The 20,580-nt window shown below is 38.6% G+C and carries 15 protein-coding genes; 13 read left to right on the top strand and 2 right to left on the bottom strand.

Features of this window, described 5'->3' with window-relative positions:
* Positions 1–15: 15 nt before the first annotated feature.
* Positions 16–489, bottom strand: a complete 474-nt coding sequence (locus ASF92_RS08460; protein WP_056090780.1) for a TspO/MBR family protein — start codon at positions 487–489, stop codon at positions 16–18.
* A gap of 45 nt (positions 490–534) precedes the next feature.
* Entirely contained in the window at positions 535–1,884 is a 1,350-nt protein-coding gene (locus tag ASF92_RS08455; RefSeq protein WP_056090777.1) for a M20/M25/M40 family metallo-hydrolase, read from the bottom strand.
* Between the two features lie 243 nt (positions 1,885–2,127).
* Here ASF92_RS08455 and ASF92_RS08450 point away from each other — a divergent pair, with 243 nt between their 5' ends.
* The 13 genes from ASF92_RS08450 (at position 2,128) to ASF92_RS08390 (ending at position 20,573) form a co-directional block, all read left to right on the top strand.
* Complete coding sequence (locus tag ASF92_RS08450) at positions 2,128–2,589, top strand: hypothetical protein (protein WP_056090775.1); 462 nt, start codon at positions 2,128–2,130, stop codon at positions 2,587–2,589.
* 69 nt (positions 2,590–2,658) lie between these two features.
* Positions 2,659–3,108: a hypothetical protein gene (locus ASF92_RS08445; RefSeq protein ID WP_056090772.1), complete on the top strand. Its 450-nt coding sequence runs from the start codon at positions 2,659–2,661 to the stop codon at positions 3,106–3,108.
* 293 nt (positions 3,109–3,401) lie between these two features.
* Positions 3,402–6,161: a DUF5695 domain-containing protein gene (locus tag ASF92_RS08440; protein ID WP_056090769.1), complete on the top strand. Its 2,760-nt coding sequence runs from the start codon at positions 3,402–3,404 to the stop codon at positions 6,159–6,161.
* Between the two features lie 192 nt (positions 6,162–6,353).
* Entirely contained in the window at positions 6,354–7,742 is a 1,389-nt protein-coding gene (locus ASF92_RS08435) for an aminopeptidase P family protein (protein WP_056090765.1), read from the top strand.
* A gap of 179 nt (positions 7,743–7,921) precedes the next feature.
* Positions 7,922–9,595: a M1 family metallopeptidase gene (locus ASF92_RS08430; protein WP_056090761.1), complete on the top strand. Its 1,674-nt coding sequence runs from the start codon at positions 7,922–7,924 to the stop codon at positions 9,593–9,595.
* A gap of 131 nt (positions 9,596–9,726) precedes the next feature.
* Positions 9,727–10,644: a dihydrodipicolinate synthase family protein gene (locus ASF92_RS08425; RefSeq protein WP_056090759.1), complete on the top strand. Its 918-nt coding sequence runs from the start codon at positions 9,727–9,729 to the stop codon at positions 10,642–10,644.
* Positions 10,592–12,247 (top strand): aldehyde dehydrogenase (NADP(+)), encoded by a 1,656-nt coding sequence (locus ASF92_RS08420; RefSeq protein WP_231729774.1) that lies wholly within the window; start codon positions 10,592–10,594, stop codon positions 12,245–12,247. The genes ASF92_RS08425 and ASF92_RS08420 overlap by 53 nt, the downstream gene beginning before the upstream one ends.
* On the top strand, positions 12,240–13,241 hold the full coding sequence (locus ASF92_RS08415; RefSeq protein WP_056090756.1) for a 4-hydroxyproline epimerase: 1,002 nt from the start codon (positions 12,240–12,242) through the stop codon (positions 13,239–13,241). Before ASF92_RS08420 ends, ASF92_RS08415 begins: the two co-directional genes overlap by 8 nt.
* Before the next feature lie 55 nt (positions 13,242–13,296).
* Entirely contained in the window at positions 13,297–14,535 is a 1,239-nt protein-coding gene (locus ASF92_RS08410; RefSeq protein ID WP_056090753.1) for an FAD-binding oxidoreductase, read from the top strand.
* A 219-nt stretch (positions 14,536–14,754) separates the two neighbouring features.
* A complete protein-coding gene (locus tag ASF92_RS08405; RefSeq protein WP_056090750.1) occupies positions 14,755–15,660 on the top strand; it encodes an AraC family transcriptional regulator in 906 nt (301 codons plus the stop codon).
* 266 nt (positions 15,661–15,926) lie between these two features.
* Positions 15,927–17,273 (top strand): BNR repeat-containing protein, encoded by a 1,347-nt coding sequence (locus tag ASF92_RS08400; RefSeq protein WP_231729773.1) that lies wholly within the window; start codon positions 15,927–15,929, stop codon positions 17,271–17,273.
* Position 17,274: 1 nt separating this feature from the next.
* Positions 17,275–19,449 carry a family 43 glycosylhydrolase gene (locus ASF92_RS08395; protein ID WP_056090748.1) on the top strand — a complete coding sequence of 725 codons (2,175 nt, stop codon included), beginning with the start codon at positions 17,275–17,277 and terminating at the stop codon, positions 19,447–19,449.
* Positions 19,449–20,573, top strand: a complete 1,125-nt coding sequence (locus ASF92_RS08390; protein ID WP_157263778.1) for a glycoside hydrolase family 88 protein — start codon at positions 19,449–19,451, stop codon at positions 20,571–20,573. The genes ASF92_RS08395 and ASF92_RS08390 overlap by 1 nt, the downstream gene beginning before the upstream one ends.
* The last annotated feature ends 7 nt before the right edge of the window (positions 20,574–20,580 follow it).

Below are 20,580 nucleotides of genomic sequence, written 5' to 3'. Positions count from 1 at the left end.
GTTTTCTTTTAAAATTTAGTTCAATATAAAAATGTTATACGTCAAAAATGATGCAAAACTTACCCAAAGTATATAAGGAATGAAGATTAGCCCGGCCCATTTATTTATTTTGTAAAATACGAGGGCATTTATAATGATAATTACTAATAGGCCCAGTATCTCTGCAAGAGCAAAACCAATTTCATGTAAATAGAAAAATATAAAAGACCAGGCCAGATTTAATATGAGCTGGATTGAATAAATAGCGACCGTTCTTGGAAAGTGAACAATTTTATCACGTCTGATCCATACAAGATAAGCTGCTATGCCAATTAAAATGTAAAGGCTTATCCACACAGGTGCAAACAGCCAATTTGGTGGGTTGAAGTCAGGTTTGTTTAACGTTGGGTACCAGGTTTGAACAGATTTTGCTGTTGATAACCCCCCCAGTGCACCAACACCTAACGTTATTGCAATATTTATAATAAATGCTACCGGTTTGAACTTCATTTTATAAATTTCAGCTTAAACAAGCAAACAATTGAAATGTTTCGTTTATCTGCCTGCCACTGGTACAACCGGCAGACTTTCATTATCTTCTTTACCTAAACTTTGAACAGAAAATAGATAATTGTCTTTACTGTATGGTAAACGCATTTCAGTAGCGATGGAGAAAAATTTCTTTTGCCAAACTGGGCTGCTGGTTTCCCGCATTAACACATAATAACCTTTTACAGTTCCCGATAGCGGAGCTTTCCAATATAAGTATGTAGAATTGCTTAAGTTTTTAACATCGACTTTTACCTCAGTTGGCATTGATGGTGCCTTTGCAAGGTTAGCGAGGACGGCAATATTAACAGCTGTATTTTTTCTTAAGTATTCGAAATCCATAAATTCCATGAGGTCGCCATATTTAATACCTTTTTCAGTTCTTAAATCCTGGTGCTGGTGCTCAAAATTTTCATTCATCTCCGTAATCCGTACAGCAGTGAAGCCATTTTCTACAAAAGGTGTGTGGTCGCCGCCACGAAGAAACCGATCATTGCGATAAATTAATTTTATATCTAACTGATCCACATATCTTTCACCAGTTTCCTTTACATAACGTGCCAGCTGCCTGCTTTTACCATCGTTCTCCAATCCATACTGACGAATATTTTTTGCGTTTTTATCCAATTCATAGGCAGGTAACCCCTCGCTGAAAACCCGAAGTTTCGTATTATCAATAATTTGGGTTTCGCTTGCGTTATTACTACCAATCATATCATTGTTTAACATTGCTTCTACATTCCAGCCTTCTTTTTTTGCTTTAACGGCCATAAAGCCAGAACCTAACAGGGATTGTTCTTCACCGCTTACCGCAACGAATATTATAGTTGCAGGAAATTTGTATTGACTCATTATTCTTGCTGATTCAATAACACCCGCAACACCACTGCCATCATCGTTGGCACCGGGTGCATCGCTCACACCATTCATAACATCCGTAACCCGGCTGTCGAGGTGCCCACTCACGATGAAAACCCGTTTATCGTTCACATCTGTCCCTTTTAAAACAGCAACTGCATTACCCAAAATGATTTGTTTATCTACCCTTTTCCCATCGGGTTTTATGGTTACCGTGTCTAAAAAAGCACTTAACCGCCCATCACTTTGGCTGGCAAACTGATTGAATTTGCTCACCACCCAGTTCCTGGCTGCGCCAATTCCCTTTGTTTTATGCTTCGTATCACTAATGGTACTCCTTGTTCCAAAGGCAACCATTTTGCTGATGTAAGATTTTAAAGAGTCTGGATTAACAGATCTGACCATCTTATCTATTTCTGGATTTCGATTAACAATTGTCTGGGCTTTTACAGAAAGAATTAGGCCGTAAAAGAGTAAGAATGTAAATGTTTTTTTCATTGGGTAATTAAAAGAAAGCTAATGTATTGAATTAAGGGAAATGTTTTAATTGGAAATAAATAAATCCTGTAACAATTTGAACATATTACGCTGCATTGAACAGAGATTAATGTGATTTTTTAATGTAAAAAATGATTTTATTAAAGATCATTCATTTTAGTGCTTAACTTTACAAAGAATAATGCTGGTTATGATCTTCTTAACGGCTATATTTGAAGATGTTATGTTCAAAATTGCGATTAAATGGATAAGTTTCCCGTAAATCTTACTTCAGCAAAGTGCGAATTGTTAGATAGGATACTTCACGAATTTAAATATGAAGAATATATCAAAACTGATCGGGTACTACATATTTTCCGGGGCAATGCCATTTTAGCTTCGGAGTATCTTCAGTTACTTAATCAGCTAAATTTAATTATTCTCATTGGAGAGGTTCCTGGCCACCCGCTACCAGCCTTGATTGGCAAACAATCAGGACTTGAGATATTTCTGGGTGAAGGTGGTTTCATGAAACGCCTAGAATTAAGGAAAATGCAGGAAGAAACAGGGAAAAGCCTTATCGACTTGCAAAAAGAAATTTTTGATTTACGCAAACAGCTGGCAGCATGTCGTGAACTTATTGCAAAACAAGAAATGGCCATGCTGGATATGGATGCAGAATTAAGGCGTCTCGAAGCTGGAATGGAAAATGAAGGTTTTTCGTAAAAAAAGTCGAATTTATTTGGCTGTAGCGTTTTAATAATAACCATCGTTTTAATTAAAAAACCAATTATTATGCTCAATAAAATCTTTAATGCTTGCAGGTTAATTATCTTATTTTCGTTATTACTATTTTCTTGCAAGAAGAATGTAAGTGAAAACTTACCAAAAGATCAATTAACCGGTGCCTGGAGTGAAATATCAACCGGCTACACGCGCGTTTTGATTTTTGAGCCTGGAAATAGAATTACAATTCAGATTAAAAATAGCCAATACGTCGATTGGCATATAAAACTAACTGGAAAATATGCTATTGAAGGAGATAATCTGAACGTAAATATTACGGAACAATCGGAGAGGCAAAGCCAGGGTACAATTGTTAAGAGTCCTGTAAATTTACGATGGTTCGATAATGGGAAGTTCGGCATAGAAAACTTTGTACTTACTATAAAATATAAAACTTACCCGGCGGATGCACCTGTTGACACTGAATCTAAATTCGCAAAAATTGTAGCCATTGATTAAAGCGTTTAATTTTTCTTTCTCTTCACCTTATGCTTCAAATCTTCTGAAGCTCCTATATTTATACCCCGTGTAACCATTAATTTATCATTTTCGTAATCAACGTTGTGGTTGAATGTTTTCTTTCAGCAAATCTAATTATTATATGAGTTGACAGCGTTTAATTAAGTGGATAAGCCTGAGTTTAAAAAGCTCAATTAACTGGATATTCACCTATTTTAACCTGTTTTTGCTAATGTTTCCGCTTTAAAACTTTAAAGTATATTTTTGGAAATAACCAGATCAACACGAAGACTATGTTTTTGAAAAAAACGACCGATTTGTTACCAACAAAAATATGTTATGGCGTATGGCTTTGCTTGCTACTTGTATTAAGCAGTTATATGCTCCGGGCCCAATCGCCCTGGATTGCTCTTGGGAAAAAGCCTTCGACTTTACAACTGGAGAATGGTTTTTCTTCTTTTGATACAGGCACATTCATGCTTAAATTAGTTAAGTCGTCGCAAACTGTAGCTGGTTTGGCCCCTAAAATGGTCAAAGATTTTGATTTTATTCCCGGCGACAGCTTGAAAGTTAGAAGTTCTGATGGATTTTATCATTTAGGTGATATTAATTTAAAATTGAAATCGGGGAATGACACAAACTGGAAAAGCTATAGCACAGCTGTAAAGCGAAGCCCGGTAAAAAGTATTTCAGTTGCTGGCGCACTTGCCGCCGCCGACTTAAGGGAAACGTTGCCTGCAGATATTCCGTTAACCATAAAGAGAATTTGGGAACTGAAGGATGGTAAATTGGTTATCCGATTTGAAATATACAATAAAACCAATCAAAACGTCGAAATTGGGGCATTAGGCATTCCAATGATATTCGATAACATCCTGGACGGCAGAACGCTTGAACAGGCCCACGCGAAAAATGTTTTCTACGACCCCTATATAGGTAAAGACGCCGGTTATTTACAGGTAACAAGATTAAGCGGACATGAACCATCCTTAATTGTAACACCCTATGGAAAAACACCGTTCGAAGCTTATAATCCGTTGAATGATGATAAAACGCCAAGAGGAATCGCTTTTGAGGGTTTTTACGAATGGATGGTTTACAGTAAAGCTTATGCCGAAAATGAATGGAAAGATGCGGAGCAGTGGAATACACCTTCATCAGTGATTCTTAAACCAGGTGAAACCAAAAATTACGGGCTACAGTTTCTGTTATCAGGAACCGCAAGGGACATAGAAACAAGCCTGGTTGCAAACCACAAACCAGTAGCCCTGTCTGTTCCTGGCTATGTACTTCCTAAGGATGTTAATGCTAAACTTTTTATCAGGTACGATAAAAAAATTAAATCTGTTGCTGTTTTTCCAGTAAATGCTTTAAGTGTAAAATCAATCGGTTCAACAAAAAGTGGCTGGAAAAGTTATGCGGTTAAAGGTGCTGTTTCGGGCAGATCAAGAGTTACAATTACCTACGCCGACGGTTTGGAACAAACCATAAATTACAAAATTATCGAACCGGAAAGCGAAGTGATTTCAAGTTACGGAAATTTTCTAACGACAAAACAATGGTTTGATAAACCTGACCCCATTTTTAAAAGAAGTCCTTCAATAATAACTTATGATTACGAAAAGCAGCAACAAGTAGATCAGGATAGCAGGGCCTGGATTGCTGGCTTAAGTGATGAAGGCGGAGCCGGTTCCTGGCTTGGCGCAATGATGAAGCAACTGGTCCATCCCGAAAAGGCTGAAATTGACAAGCTAAAACAGTTTGTCGATACGGTAATGTTTGGGCAGATTCAACATAAAGACGGTCCTCAAAAATATGGAGTAAAAAAAAGTCTATTTTATTATGCTCCGGATTCACTGCCAAAGGGTACCTATTCGAAAGACATCAATTTTAAAACATGGTCTGCATGGCCTAAAAAGGAGGCCGACAATTTAGGGCGATCCTATAATTATCCTCATGTCGCTGCTGCACACTGGTTGATGTATCGCCTGGCTCGCAATTACAAAGGCTTTTTAAACGAAGCAACGTGGAAGCAACACCTTCTGGATGCCGCCGAAACGGGTATGGCCATGGTCAATATTGCACCGTATTACGCCCAGTTCGGACAAATGGAGGGCACAGTTTTCTATCTGATTTTAACCGATCTTAAAAATGAGGGTTTGAAAGAAGAAGCGATTAAGCTGGAAAATGAAATGAAAAAACGTGCCGATCACTGGCGCTCACTTGATTACCCCTTTGGTAGCGAAATGCCATGGGATTCTACCGGGCAGGAGGAAGTTTATGTATGGTCGAATTATTTCGGCTACCAGGATAAGGCAAAAGTAACGCTTGATGCAATTCTGGCCTACATGCCTGTAGTACCGCATTGGGCCTATAGTGGAAATGCCCGAAGGTACTGGGACTTTTTATATGGAGGAAAATTAATGCGAATTGAGCGTATGGTTCATCATTACGGTTCAGCGTTAAACGCAATACCAGTTTTGATGGATTATCGTAAACATCCAAACGATTTCTATTTACTTCGTACAGGTTATAGTGGTTTGATGGGCTCAATCTCGAACATTACCAAAGATGGATTTGCACCTGCTGCCTTTCACGCCTATCCTTCAACTTTAAAGAACGATGGCATTACCGGCGATTACGGTTCAGGATTTTTTGGTTATGCCGTGAATACGTCGTCTTACATTTTAAAACATGAAGAATTTGGCTGGCTTGCTTTCGGCGGAAATTTGACTGAAAATAACCAAGTAATCCGTATAAAACTTACTACAGCAGCAAAATCTTCAGTTTATATAGCACCCGCCGGCCTTTGGATTACTCTGGATGCCGGAACAATTGAAGAATTAAGTTATAACGCTGTCAATGGAGAGATTCATTTAAGTTTAGGCAAAGCTGATGAACACACAAATGATGCGGTGCTAAGAATAAGTCAGCCTGCTAAAGTGGATGGTGTGGGAAAATATTCCTTGAAAGATAAAACTGTCGGTGCCCGGGGTGCTTATGAAATTAAGCTATCTGGTCAAAATATGACTGAGGTGCTGCTGAGGAGATAACAATTAAATGCCTGATGGCAGATAGAGTCGGCCAATCATAAAGCAAACTTTAGCCTTATTCTTTTAGATGGAGATTTATTACGAATTTTATACCCCGACGGCAGCTTGAACTTATAAATGTGACCAACACATGCCATATATTTTTAATATCAGAAAAAGAAAGCTTTCGGGGTATTTGATTAATACAAAAATATGTTTGATAAAGAAGTTTATATCAAGAGAAGAAAAATATTAAAATCTAATTTTGATTCGGGAATTTTACTTTTTTTAGGTAATGAAGACAGTCCGATGAATTATGCGGATAATACCTATCACTTTAGACAGGACAGTACCTTTTTGTACTACTTTGGAATTTCTGAACCTGCACTGGCCGCCGTTTTTGATATCGATTCAGATGAAATCATTCTTTTCGGCAATGAAATGGGTATTGATGATATCGTTTGGATGGGCAGGCAAAAGACGCTGAAAGAAAAGTCAGTGGATTCCGGCTTAACACATGTACAGCCTCTTGGTGAACTTGATGAATATTTAATTCAGTACAAGCAAAAAAAACGAGCGATTCGCTTCCTGCCCCCTTATCGACCGGAAAACAAAATCAAGCTGGCCAGCTGGCTTGATATTTCTATTACTGAACTTAAGAGCGCAGCGTCAGTAAAACTGATTAAAGCAGTTGTTGCACAACGTTCAAAAAAGTCTGCTGAGGAAATCGTTGAGCTTGATAAGGCTGCATCCATATCTGCTGATATTCATCTTATGGTAATGCAGCAGGCAAAACCTGGAATGTATGAAAGGGAACTTGCCGCAAAAATTCAGGAAGCGGCTTTGTCTTATGGTGGAAACCTGGCTTATGCGGCAATTTTAACTGTTCGCGGAGAAATATTGCATAACCATTACCATGGCAATATTTTGAAAGAGGGGCAAATGGTGCTTAATGATTCCGGTGTCGAAACAGCCCTCGGTTATGCCGGGGATCTTACCCGTACTTTTCCGGTGAGTAAAAAATTCAGTTCAAAGCAAAAAGATGTTTACAATGTTGTACTTGATGCATATACGAATGCTAAAAATGCTTTGGCACCAGGTATTCGTTACCTTGATATACACTTGACATCGTGCAAAACCTTAACTCAAGGTTTAAAAGACATCGGCTTAATGCGAGGCAATGTGGATGATGCTGTTGAAGCTGGAGCGCATGCCATGTTTTTTCAATGTGGAACTGGTCATATGATGGGATTAGATGTTCATGATATGGAAGATTTGGGTGAGCAATATGTTGGTTACACAGATGATCTTAAGAAAAATACCACGCAATTTGGCTTAAAATCTTTACGCCTTGGCAAAGCACTTGAAACAGGTTATGTTTTGACTGTTGAGCCTGGCGTTTACATCATTCCCGAACTTATCGACAGATGGAAAGCGGAAAATAAATTTGTCGAATTTATCAATTATGAAAAACTTGATCAGTTCAGGGATTTCACAGGGATCAGGGTTGAGGATGATTTTCTTATCACCGAGAAAGGAAGCCGGATGCTGGGTAAACATCTTGCGCTGAGTGTAGACGAAATAGAATCTATCAGGAACTAAGAGACTGATTAAATTTATATTGTGAAAATGTCTATCGCCTATTTTTTGAGCGAAACAAGGCAAATGTTGCAGAGATAGCCACCTATCTCGAAATATTTAACGATGGTATGGCCAAAAAAGAAGTATAAACAAATTATTAGATAAATTTTAAACAGGCTCTAAGCTTATCAATAAACAACATGAAAATTTTAATTCCAGCGTCAGCACTTTTGCTATTTGTGTTTCTCGGTAATTCAGTTTCCGCACAAACAGCGAAAACCTACGGACTGGCCGATACCCTTAGAGGTACATTAACACCCGAACGAACCTGGTGGGATGTACAACGTTACGAACTGTCGGTGAAGCCCGATTATAATGACAAGAGTATAACGGGCTCTAATCAGATAGTATACAAAGTTGTTGGTGCCAATAATGGTAAAACACGCATGCAAATCGATTTGCAGGAACCACTGATAATTGACAGCATCCTTTACAATGGTAAATATAAATTGAAATTTGAGCACGTAGGCAGTGTCTGGTATGCGCATGTACCTGCGCAGAGACTATCTGCAACAAATAATGCGACTATTTTTTACCATGGCAAAGTTCATCAGGCCAAACGTGCACCATGGGATGGCGGCTTTATTTTTACAGCTGATTCACTTGGCCGCCCATGGATGACGGTTGCCTGCCAGGGTTTGGGTGCTTCCATCTGGTATCCTAACAAAGATCACCAGAGTGACGAGCCCGATCTCGGGGCCTCCTTAACTATGACTGTTCCTGATACGCTAATCGCCGTTGGTAACGGCCGTTTGGTTTTTAAGAAGCAAAATAACGATGGTACCTCAACGTATAAATATAATGTCGTAAATCCGATTAGTAATTACTGCATCATTCCTTACATTGGAAAATATGTAAACTTTAAAGAAAAATATGCTGGTGAAAAAGGGCAGCTTGATTTGAATTATTGGGTGCTCGATTACAATTATTCAAAGGCTAAAACTTATATGCCTGATCAGGTGCACAAAATGTTAAAAAGCTTCGAATATTGGTTTGGTGCTTATCCTTTTTATGAGGATGGTTACCAGCTTATTGATGCTTCGCATACGGGAATGGAACATCAATCGGCTGTATCTTATGGTAACTGGTATAAATTTGGTTATCGCGGACGAGATATGTCTGGCGATGGCTGGGGTTTAAAATGGGATTTTATCATTATTCACGAGAGTGGTCACGAGTGGTTTGGTAATAATATAACCAGCAAAGATTTGGCTGATATGTGGGTGCATGAAGGATTTACAAATTATAGTGAAACACTTTTCGTTGATTATATTTTCGGCAATAAGGCTGCAGATGAATACAATTTCGGAATCAGAAAAGCAATAAGGAACGATGGTCCGATTATTCCACCATATGGTGTAAATGCCCAGGGTAGTGGCGACATGTACCCAAAGGCCGGAAATATGTTGCATGCAATTCGTCATGGTCTCAATAACGATGCACTTTTCAGGTCGATTTTACGCGGGTTAAATAAAACTTTTTACCACCAAACAGTAACAACAAAACAAGTTGAAGATTTTGTTTCAAAGAAAGCAGGGTTTAACTATAGCAAAGTTTTTGACCAGTATTTACGTGTTGTTCAGATTCCATCTTTTGAATATTACCTGAAAGATGGAAAAGCCTTTTACCGTTATGCTAACTGCGTTAATGGCTTTAATCTACCGCTGACATTAAAAAAGAATGGGGTAAAAACACTAAAAATAATTCCCTCTGAAAACTGGAAAGAAGTTAGTCTTCTTGCAGGACAGGCATCATTATTTACGAAGCAAAACATAGAATTTATGTACTATTTGCAGGTAGAAAATGTTAAGTAATGGAATGTTTTTACCCGAAAACAGGTGCATTTTTAGCTTATATCGGTTAATATCCAATAATATCGGAGCAGATGTAAGGGTTAACTTTGAATCCATAAAGTAAAATTAACAATCAATTAAAAAATACAATAATGAGTATAAATTGGACCGGAGTTTTTCCAGCTGTTACCACTAAATTTACAGCAAATGATGAATTGGATTTCGAAACTTTCGACCTTAATGTCGAAGCCCAGATTGAGGCGGGTGCCGAAGGAATTATTTTAGGGGGCTCGCTTGGCGAAGCAAGTGTGTTAACAGATGAAGAAAAATTTGGTTTACTTTCTCATACCTTGACGTTGGTAAACGGCCGTGTTCCTGTTTTATTGAATATTGCTGAATCAACCACAAAAAAGGCTATTGAGGTAGCTAAAAAAGCAAAATCATTAGGCGCAAACGGTTTGATGTTATTGCCACCAATGCGTTACAACGCAGAAGCGGATGAAACCTTGGCTTTTTTTGGCGCGGTTGCAGAAAGTACTGATTTGCCAATTATGATTTACAACAACCCGGTTGACTATAAAATTGAGGTTACCCTGGACATGTTTGAGGTTTTGACTAAATATAGTAATATACAAGCGATCAAAGAGTCGACCAGGGATGTATCAAACGTAACCAGATTGTTCAACCGTTTCGGAGAACGATTTAAAATTTTTACAGGTGTGGATCCCTTGGCAATGGAAAGTATTGTAATGGGCGCGCACGGATGGGTTGCAGGCTTGGTAGATGCTTTTCCAAGGGAAACTGTAGCAATTTTCCGTTTGATTAAAGAGAATAGGATTGCTGAGGCATTAAAGATATACCGTTGGTTTTTACCAGTTCTCGAATTAGATACACATCCGAAATTGGTTCAATACATTAAACTCGCTGAGGTAGCAACTGGATTAGGAACTGAAGCAGTTAGGGCACCGCGTTTACCCATCCAAGGCGCAGAGCGTGAAAGAGTATTAAAAGTTATTAATGATGCGCTGGCTAACCGCCCTGAATTACCTGCCGGTAGTTGGGGAAAATAAGTCGATAAATAAAGATATGAACGGGAAAAACATTATTGCTTCAACCTATGTAAATGCGAATGAGAAGAACCTGAACGCCATTAATCCTGCCACAGGATTGGCCATAGAAGGTGATTTTTTCAAAGCAAATGAAAGTCTGGTAAATGATGCGTTGGCATCAGCTACAGAAGCTTTTCAGCTTTACAGAAGCATAAATAAAGATTTGAAAGCCGCTTTCCTAAACGCTGTTGCTGATGAAATTGCAGCAATAACAGAGGAACTGGTTAAAAGAGCAGCTGAAGAAAGTGGTTTGCCTTTGCCGCGTTTACAAGGAGAAGTAGGCCGTACAACGGGCCAGCTCCGCTTATTTGCCAATTTGGTAGCTGAAGGTTCCTGGGTAAATGCGATAATTGAAACTGCACAACCAGATAGGCAACCTTTACCTAAATCAGATATTCGTAGAATGATGATACCGATTGGGCCTGTTGTGGTTTTTGGCGCAAGCAACTTTCCATTGGCATTTTCTGTAGCCGGTGGTGACACTGCTTCAGCACTAGCTTCAGGTTGTCCGGTTGTTGTAAAAGCACATCCGGCACATTACGGAACCAGTGCACTGGTTGGCGAGGCTATCAAGAAAGCCGTTGAAAAAACCAATATGCCAAATGGTATTTTCTCTATGCTTTATGATGATGGCTATGAAATTGGCGCTGCACTCGTTAAACATCCTTTAACAAAGGCAGTTACTTTTACAGGTTCATTTAAAGGCGGTATGGCTTTAGTGAAACTTGCAGATGAACGTGAAAATCCGATTCCTGTTTTTGCAGAAATGGGCAGCATTAATCCGGTTATTTTTCTTCCTGATGCTTTAACAAATAAAGCGGAAGAACTTGCAAAAAAATATGCTGCTTCAATAAGCCTGGGTGCAGGTCAATTTTGTACCAATCCCGGCTTAATGTTGGCGATTGAATCCCCCTCGCTAACAACATTTAAAAAATCCTTAGCTGATGCTATTGCAGCAGTTCCATCAGCAACAATGCTTACAAATGGAATTGCCGATAATTACAACAGGCTTGCTACGGAAGTAATTAATAATGACAAAGCCTCGATTCTTGGTATTTCAAATTTGACTGATAAAGATTTAAAAAATCAATCGAAGGCTATAGTAGCTGAAATAAGCGCCACCGAATTTATTGAAAATCCAGAATTCAGGGAGGAAATATTCGGTCCTTATTCACTTCTGGTTGTCGCCAAAGATTTATCCGAACTGGAATCAGCAATTTCAAGCCTGGGTGGTCAATTAACAGCAACTCTAATGGCGGATAAAGAAGAGCTTAAGAATTACATTTCATTATTAAATAAATTAACTGATAAAACTGGCCGGATAATATTAAATGGTGTTCCAACAGGTGTTGAAGTTTGTGCTTCAATGCAGCATGGTGGCCCTTTTCCGGCTACTAACGACAGCAGGTTCACGTCGGTAGGCTCAACGGCAATTTACCGCTTCGTTCGACCTTTAGCCTATCAGGACTGGCAGCAGGATTTACTGCCTGATGAGTTAAAAGATGGCAATCCGCTGAATATTTTTAGAACAGTAAATCAAAAATTGACGAAAGCCGATGAGTAAAACTTTTTTCTGTGTAGATGCACATACCTGTGGCAATCCGGTTAGGTTGGTTGCCGGTGGTGGGCCTCAATTAGTCGGGGCAAACATGAGCGAAAAACGTCAGCATTTTTTAAAAGAATTTGATTGGATTAGAACGGGTTTAATGTTTGAGCCTCGTGGACATGATATGATGTCGGGTAGTATTCTCTATCCACCCCATCATCCTGACAACGATGTGGCTGTTTTGTTCATTGAAACCAGTGGTTGTTTGCCAATGTGTGGCCACGGCACCATCGGAACTATAACGATAGCAATTGAGGAAGGGCTGATCCAACCTAAAGTTCCGGGTAGAATCCGTATGGAAGCACCGGCCGGCCTGGTTTTAATAGAGTATGAACAGGAAGGGAAAAAAGTTAAGTCTGTTAAGTTAAAAAACGTTGCCTCCTATCTGGCTGCAGAAAATTTATATGTCGAATGTCCGGATTTAGGCTTGCTTACATTTGATGTTGCTTATGGTGGAAATTTCTATGCAATAGTCGATCCCCAGGAGAACTTCCCGGGCCTCGAAAATTATACTGCATCGCAACTAATTACATGGAGCCAAACGATTAGAAAGCGGATTAATGAACAATATACATTTGTACACCCGCTGGATGAAACCATTAATGGCTGCAGCCACATACTTTGGACGGGTAAGACGTTAGATCCAACTTCTACTGCTAGAAACGCTGTCTTTTATGGCGATAAGGCAATTGACAGGTCGCCATGTGGAACGGGCACTTCTGCACGAATGGCACAGTGGTATGCAAAGGGGAAGCTTAAAATGGGTGAAGACTTTATTCATGAAAGCTTTATAGGAAGTAAATTTACTGGAAGGGTGGAAGAAGAGGTTGATTTAAATGGATTTAGAGCCATTATACCGAGTGTTAAAGGTTGGGCAAAAGTTTACGGCTACAATACGATAAAAATAGATGCCGATGATGATCCATATGCTCACGGATTCCAGGTTATCTAGTTAAATTATTGCAGGATCGATTCTAAATTGAATCAGATTGTTAACAAAAAAAAGAATGTCGAAAGTTTTAATTATAGGTGGTGGTATTGTGGGCTTAAGCTCGGCTTATTATCTTCAAAAAAAAGGATATGAAGTCACAGTATTGGATAAGGGCGATGTAGCAGATAATTGCTCTTTCGGAAATGCTGGTATGATTGTGCCAAGTCATTTTATACCCTTAGCGGCACCAGGTATGATTAGTCAGGGCATCCGTTGGATGTTTAACAGCAAAAGTCCCTTTTATGTTCGTCCTAGCTTAAATTTGAATCTGGTTAACTGGGGTTTAAAATTTGTAAAGCATGCTACATCGAAACATGTTAAACTAGCTGCAGAACCATTGAGGGATTTATCCTTACTAAGTAAAAAGCTTTATGAAGATTTAGCAAAAGAACCTGGTTTTAATTTTGAATTGACCAATAATGGAATTCTTGCTTTCTATAAAACAGAGCAGGCAGGAGAGGAAGAGGCACACTTAGCGGCAAAGGCAAATGATTTGGGCTTAGATATGGCGGTTTTAAATGCCGGGGAATGCAAAGCCCTGCAGCCAGAACTAGACCTTGATGTTTTGGGGGCAGTTCATTATCGTTGTGATGCTCATCTGTATCCTGGAAAATTGATGGAGAATTTATTAAAATACCTGGAATACAACAAGGTAAAAATCGTCCGCAATAAAGAGGTTGACAGAATAGAAACTGATTCAAACCGCATTACAAAGGTCTTTACAGGCAGTGATGTCTGGGAAGCCGATTATTATGTACTGGCCACAGGATCATGGTCACCGGCAGTTGCCAAAATGGCGAACTTAAATATTTCGCTGATGCCTGGTAAAGGTTACTCATTTATGGAACCTGAACCAAAAAAACGAATGACTATACCGGCACTGCTTTGCGAGGCACGGGTTGCCATAACGCCGATGAACGGCAGTATCCGCTATGGTGGCACTATGGAGCTTGACAAGATCAATACCAGAATAAATATGCAAAGGGTAAAAGGTATTGTAGAATCTGTTCCTAAATATTTCCCTGATCTAAAACCCGATTTACCTGCAATAGATAAAATCTGGTATGGTTTCCGTCCCTCGTCTCCTGATGGTTTACCTTATATAGGAAGAAGTGCTGCACAAAGAAATTTAATAGTTGCAACAGGTCATGGTATGATGGGATTGAGTTTAGGACCGGCAACCGGACTTTTGGTTAGCCAGATTATCGCTGAACAACAAACTGAAATAAAAATTGATGCCTTTTTGGTAAGGTAAGCTTTAGCTAAGTGCAATTTATCGGTCTAACTATTCAATACTCAGGACATTCGAAATAAATTAAATTTATCTTATATGCGTTATACTCGAAATGAACGTCTTTAGAACGTTTAAATATTATCGATTATTAACCATATTTTAACCCAAAATGTATAATGTTTTGATTATTTGGTTAATATAATTACATTTATTATAGAATCAACCAACCAAAATATTATCATGAAGGTACTACCATTTACAATGCTCGTTCCTGATGACAAGAGTGTAATATCAGAACAAATAGAATTGCCTTTTTTTTATCAATACCTGCACAGGCATGATGAATGGCAGATTACCTATATTGAGCATGGGGAAGGCACATTAATTGCTGGTAATGACATGCATCCTTTCCAATCCGGAGATGTATTCCTGATTGGTGCAAAATTGCCACACCTATTCAAAAGTAATCCCGAATACTTTTCAAATACGAAAGAAAGAACAGTAAAAGCAAGTTCGATTTATTTCAATGCTAATGGTGTTTTAAATGCACTTTTCAATTTGCCCGAGATGAAACTTGCAAGTGCTTTTTTACAGAAGAACAAACATGGATTTAAAATTCCTGAACTTTATACCAAGGATATTATAAAAAAAATGTCCGATGTACACTATGCAACAGGGTCAGATTTACTTTTCAATTTTTTAAAACTAATTAACTGTTTGGTTGATTTGAATGAAAATTTGCTGCCGCTTTGTTCAGAAATGTATTCGTCAAATGTTACGGAGAATGAAGGTATGAGGTTAAGTAAAATCATTAATTTTATTACAGAAAACTACAATAGTCAAATTTCTCTTGAAGATGTTGCAAACGCTGCTTTTATGACTCCACAAGCATTTTGCAGGTATTTTAAAAAGCATACCGGACATACATTTGTATCTTTTTTAAATGAAGTAAGGATAAATGATGCCTGCAAAAGCCTCATTTCGGGGCGGAAAGCGGATTGTATTTCCGGAGTTGCCTATAAAGCAGGTTTCAATAGCATAACTAATTTTAACCGGGTTTTCAAAAGTATTATTGGACAGTCGCCGAGAGCTTACATCGACACATATAATCATGTAAGCAAAGTGAATTCTACTACCACGATATAAGTTATTCCTTTACGGCTTCTGAGATGCCTTAATCCACAATCAATCCTTCTCATCAATCGGTTTAGAATAGCTCATGGCTCAGTTACTATCAAATGTAATTGAAGAAATAAATTTCTCAGCCGTCAATAAACGATTTTATCCATTAATTCTAACAAAGGGTGGGTAGAAAGCTTGCTTTGAGTTCAAATACCCCCCCTTTAAATATGAATTTCCCCCCCAAGCAATTATACGGAATTGCGGTACTTTGATTAACCAAATATAAAAAGTTGATAGCCTTCAAATTCAAGCCCGATTTTGCTCCTGCATTAATTTTATTGCTGTGCTTTTCAATTTTTAAAGCAGAACTTCTAAAAGCGCAGACAAGAAACGTTAGTACAATTTCTGAAAATGGTTGGGCAAATAATTCAGTCAATGCCGTTATCTTCCGCAAAAATTCCCTGGTTACCTACCAAAATTACCAGTATGCTGCTTATTACGATGTGGAACAGTTTGTAGTTTTAGCAAAACGAAAAACAGGCGGAAAAACCTGGCAAATTAGAAAAACGCAATATAGGGGTGATGCAACAGATGCACATAAATCAATCAGTATTATTGTAGATGGTTCTGGTTTTATTCACGTAGCCTGGGGACAGCACAATAACGGATTAAACTATGCAAAAGGAATTGCTGCGGGTTCGCTGCAACTTGGCGAAAAGCTGGCAATGGTTTCTGAAAAGGAAAACAAAGTCAGTTATCCTGAATTCTATAAGCTTCCGGCAGGAGATCTACTTTTCTTTTATCGCGATGGCGGTTCTGGCAACGGGAATTTGATGATTAACCGTTATTCGGTCAAAAGCAAATCATGGATGCGTGTACAGAGTGGACTGATTGATGGTGAAGGTAAACGCAATGCATATTGGCAGGTCGCTATAGATAAATCCGGCACACTTCATCTTTCATGGGTTTGGCGCGAAAGTCCTGATGTGGCCAGCAACCACGATCTTTGCTATGCAAAGTCTTTGGATGGTGGTTTAACATGGCAAACATCCTCAGGAGAAAAATATAATTTGCCAATAATTGAATCAAATGCGGAGTATGCTTTAAAAATTCCTCAAAAAAGTGAATTGATTAACCAGACGTCGATGTATGCAGACGCTAATGGAAATGTTTTTATCGCAAGTTACTGGAGCGATATTCATAACCCAATTCCTCAATATCGTATTGTTTTCAATGATGGGGATGGATGGAAGGTAAATACGCTTTCTTTTAGGAAGACTTCTTTTAGTTTAAGTGGTGGAGGTACCAAGAAAATTCCAATTTCGAGGCCACAAATTGTGGTCTGGCCTAATGGTAAATATTATGCTGCAGGCATTTTGTTCAGAGATGCTGAACGTGGCAGCAAGGCCTCAATTGCCATTAATCAAGACATCACAGCAAATGCCTGGCGCGTCGAAGATTTAACAAATGAAAGCGTAGGAGATTGGGAGCCCAGTTATGATACGGAACTTTGGAAGGATAAAAATATCCTCAACCTTTATTTACAAAATGTTACACAAGTTGATGGGGAGGGAAAATCTGAATCGAAACCTACAGCGGTTAAAGTTTTACAATGGAAACCAAAATTTAAAAACTAGAATGAAACACCTGAAGTTAAAAAACCATTTTAATGCCACTATTCTTTTTTTGCTTTTAATGAGCCTGTTTCCCGGTAAATTATCTGCGCAATCAAATAGTACGATTGGAAGTAAAGAAGCCGGTTACCTATTTGTCTATTTCACTGGTGATGATAAAAAGGAAGAAGCCATCCACTTCGCGATAAGCAAGAACGGATATAGTTTTAATGCCTTAAATAATGATGAACCGGTAATTTCTTCCGAAAAAATTAGTTCAACGGGGGGCGTTCGCGACCCTCATATCCTGCGTGGCATTGATGGCAAATCTTTTTATATGGTGGTTACTGACATGGTTTCTGCAAAAGGATGGGACTCCAATCGGGCAATGGTATTGCTTAAATCGACTGACTTGGTTAACTGGACCTCATCCGTAGTCAATATTCAAAAGAGATTTCCAGGTAATGAAAATCTTTTACGCGTATGGGCACCTCAAACCATTTACGATAGTTCAAAGCAAAAATATATGGTTTATTGGTCTATGAAACACGGTAAAGACCCTGATAAAATTTACTATGCTTACGCAAATGCCGAGTTTACAGACTTAGAAACTGAACCAAAACAATTGTTTTTTAGTCCTACAAATGGTTCTTGTATTGATGGCGACATCATTTACCACAATGGAAAATACAATTTGTTTTTTAAAACTGAAGGGAACGGCAATGGCATCAAAAAAGCAGTTTCAGATAAGCTTACCGAGGGTTATAAGTTGGAAGACAAATATCTCCAACAAACTACCGATGCGGTTGAAGGTGCGGGCGTATTCAAATTAAACAATAGTGATGAATACATTCTGATGTACGATGTTTATATGAAAGGAAAATATCAGTTTACGCGCAGCAAAGATTTAGAAAATTTTAAGGTGGTTGACGAGGATGTTTCTATGGATTTCCATCCGAGACATGGAACTGTTTTGCCCCTCAATCAAATGGAAATAGAACAATTAGTATCCAAGTGGTATAATGCTGAATCTGTTCTTAAATCGACCCAGTCGAAGTATATTAAGAAGAATAACATCGTTTTAGACAGCGTAAATAAAAAACTTTTCATTCCTGTTGATTATGGCACAAATTTAAGAAATTTCGATGCCGCGTTTCCCTATTATCCTGGTGTGGCTATTTCACCAGCAGGCAAGCTTGATTTCTCCAAAGGGTCTAAAAAATTAACCATTACAATCGCTGTGAAACCAGCAGTTACCTACAACGTTAATGTAGAAGTAAATAGTAACCCGGTTTTAAAAGGCTACTATGCCGATCCTGAAATATTGTATTCTAATAAAACAAAAAAATATTACCTGTATCCAACCAGCGATGGTTTTACAGGCTGGAGCGGTTCCTATTTTAAAACTTTTTCGTCACCAGATTTAGTGAATTGGAAAGATGAGGGTATTATACTGGATTTGATTAAAGATGTGACCTGGGGCAAAAGAAATGCCTGGGCCCCCACAATCGCAGAAAAAAAAGTTAACGGACAATATAAATATTTCTATTATTACACTGCTGCCCAGAAAGTTGGCGTCGCAATAGCAGATAAGCCTGAAGGCCCATTTAAAGATAGCGGCAAAGCACTTATAGCAACAAGACCTTTGGGAATTAAAGGTGGTCAGGAAATTGACCCTGATGTTTTTACCGACCCAAAAAATGGAAAAAGTTATTTGTATTGGGGTAACGGTTATATGGCTGTTGCAACTTTAAATACAGATATGGTTTCGATTGATACAAATTCGATAAAGGTTATTACACCTAATAGAGATTTTAGAGAGGGAACTGAAGTGTTTTATCGTAAAGGAAAATATTATTTTTTGTGGTCGGAAGATGATACGCGCAGTGAAAATTATCGGGTTCGATATGGTACTTCTGATTCGCCAACGGGAAAAATATCCGTCCCTGAAAACAACCTCATTCTTTCGAAAGATACTCAAAATGGTATTTATGGAACCGGACACAACAGCGTTATTCAAATTCCTGGAAAAGATGAATGGTATATTGTTTACCATCGTTTTACCCGGCCAAAAGGCATCGCTATGGGTGATGCTGCCGGATATAATCGTGAAGTATGTATCGATAGGATGGAATTTGATGCCGATGGAAATATCAAAAAAGTAAGACCAACCCTTACCGGAATTAAACCTGTTAAATAATGATGAAAAAAAGTATTTTCAATTTACTCATGCTGCTCCTTTTGGCAGTAAATTTAAAGGCACAAAATTTACCTTTAAGAAAAGAGGTGCTTGGCATCATAAATAAAGCAAACTCGTATTGGCAGACAAATAACAAAGCCGAAGTCCGGTCTTTCTGGGATAATGCGGCTTATCATACCGGGAACATGGAGGTTGTAGCGCTAACGAAAAATGAAACTTACCGTAAATATTCAGAGGATTGGGCTGTTTATAATCAATGGATGGGGGCAAAATCAACCGATAAAACTCAGTGGAAGTATAAATATGGGGAAACCGATGAACATGTTCTCTTCGGCGATTGGCAAATCTGCTTTCAAACTTATATTGATTTGTACCATTTAAAACCTGAAGCATATAAAATTGCCAGGGCAAAAGAGGTTATGGAGTATGAAATGAGCACCACACAAAATGATTACTGGTGGTGGGCAGATGGTTTGTACATGGTAATGCCTGTGATGACAAAGCTGTACAAAACAACAGGGAATCATCAATACCTGGATAAACTCTATGAATATTTCACTTATGCGAACAGCATTATGTACGATAGTGAATCAAAACTTTACTATCGTGATGCTAAATATGTTTACCCTAAACATAAAAGTACAAATGGTAAAAAAGATTTTTGGGCAAGGGGCGATGGATGGGTTTTTGCTGGATTAGCAAAAGTACTGAAAGACCTGCCGAAAAACGATAAGCACAGAAAAGAGTACATTGCTAAATACAAAGGCATGGCCGAAGCGATTTTAAAAAGTCAGCAGGAGGAAGGTTACTGGACACGCAGCATGCTCGATGCCAACCATGCGCCTGGTCGTGAAACCAGTGGAACGGCTTTTTTTACTTATGGCTTGCTGTGGGGAATCAATAATGGTTACTTAAATAAGAAAACCTATTTTCCCGCTGCGCTGAAAGCCTGGAACTATTTAACTCAAAACGCCCTGCAAGAAAGTGGTAAGGTGGGTTATGTTCAGCCAATTGGAGAAAAAGCAATTCCCGGACAAATTGTTGATGCAAATTCAACTGCAAATTTTGGCGTAGGCGCTTTTCTCTTGGCCAACTGTGAAATGTACAGATTTTTAAAAAACTAACCAAACA

Source organism: Pedobacter sp. Leaf176, from assembly GCF_001424305.1.
Taxonomy (GTDB): domain Bacteria; phylum Bacteroidota; class Bacteroidia; order Sphingobacteriales; family Sphingobacteriaceae; genus Pedobacter.
Note: the sequence above shows the minus strand (reverse complement) of the source record. Positions and strands in the feature narration are given on the sequence as shown.

Coding starts and splice junctions, on each gene's coding strand:
- ASF92_RS08390 (WP_157263778.1), top strand. CDS start 19,449: ATGATGAAAAAAAGTATTTTCAATTTACTCATGCTGCTCCTTTTGGCA.
- ASF92_RS08455 (WP_056090777.1), bottom strand. CDS start 1,884: ATGAAAAAAACATTTACATTCTTACTCTTTTACGGCCTAATTCTTTCT.
- ASF92_RS08430 (WP_056090761.1), top strand. CDS start 7,922: ATGAAAATTTTAATTCCAGCGTCAGCACTTTTGCTATTTGTGTTTCTC.
- ASF92_RS08405 (WP_056090750.1), top strand. CDS start 14,755: ATGAAGGTACTACCATTTACAATGCTCGTTCCTGATGACAAGAGTGTA.
- ASF92_RS08425 (WP_056090759.1), top strand. CDS start 9,727: ATGAGTATAAATTGGACCGGAGTTTTTCCAGCTGTTACCACTAAATTT.
- ASF92_RS08415 (WP_056090756.1), top strand. CDS start 12,240: ATGAGTAAAACTTTTTTCTGTGTAGATGCACATACCTGTGGCAATCCG.
- ASF92_RS08445 (WP_056090772.1), top strand. CDS start 2,659: ATGCTCAATAAAATCTTTAATGCTTGCAGGTTAATTATCTTATTTTCG.
- ASF92_RS08435 (WP_056090765.1), top strand. CDS start 6,354: ATGTTTGATAAAGAAGTTTATATCAAGAGAAGAAAAATATTAAAATCT.
- ASF92_RS08410 (WP_056090753.1), top strand. CDS start 13,297: ATGTCGAAAGTTTTAATTATAGGTGGTGGTATTGTGGGCTTAAGCTCG.
- ASF92_RS08460 (WP_056090780.1), bottom strand. CDS start 489: ATGAAGTTCAAACCGGTAGCATTTATTATAAATATTGCAATAACGTTA.
- ASF92_RS08420 (WP_231729774.1), top strand. CDS start 10,592: ATGATGCGCTGGCTAACCGCCCTGAATTACCTGCCGGTAGTTGGGGAA.
- ASF92_RS08440 (WP_056090769.1), top strand. CDS start 3,402: ATGTTTTTGAAAAAAACGACCGATTTGTTACCAACAAAAATATGTTAT.
- ASF92_RS08395 (WP_056090748.1), top strand. CDS start 17,275: ATGAAACACCTGAAGTTAAAAAACCATTTTAATGCCACTATTCTTTTT.
- ASF92_RS08450 (WP_056090775.1), top strand. CDS start 2,128: ATGGATAAGTTTCCCGTAAATCTTACTTCAGCAAAGTGCGAATTGTTA.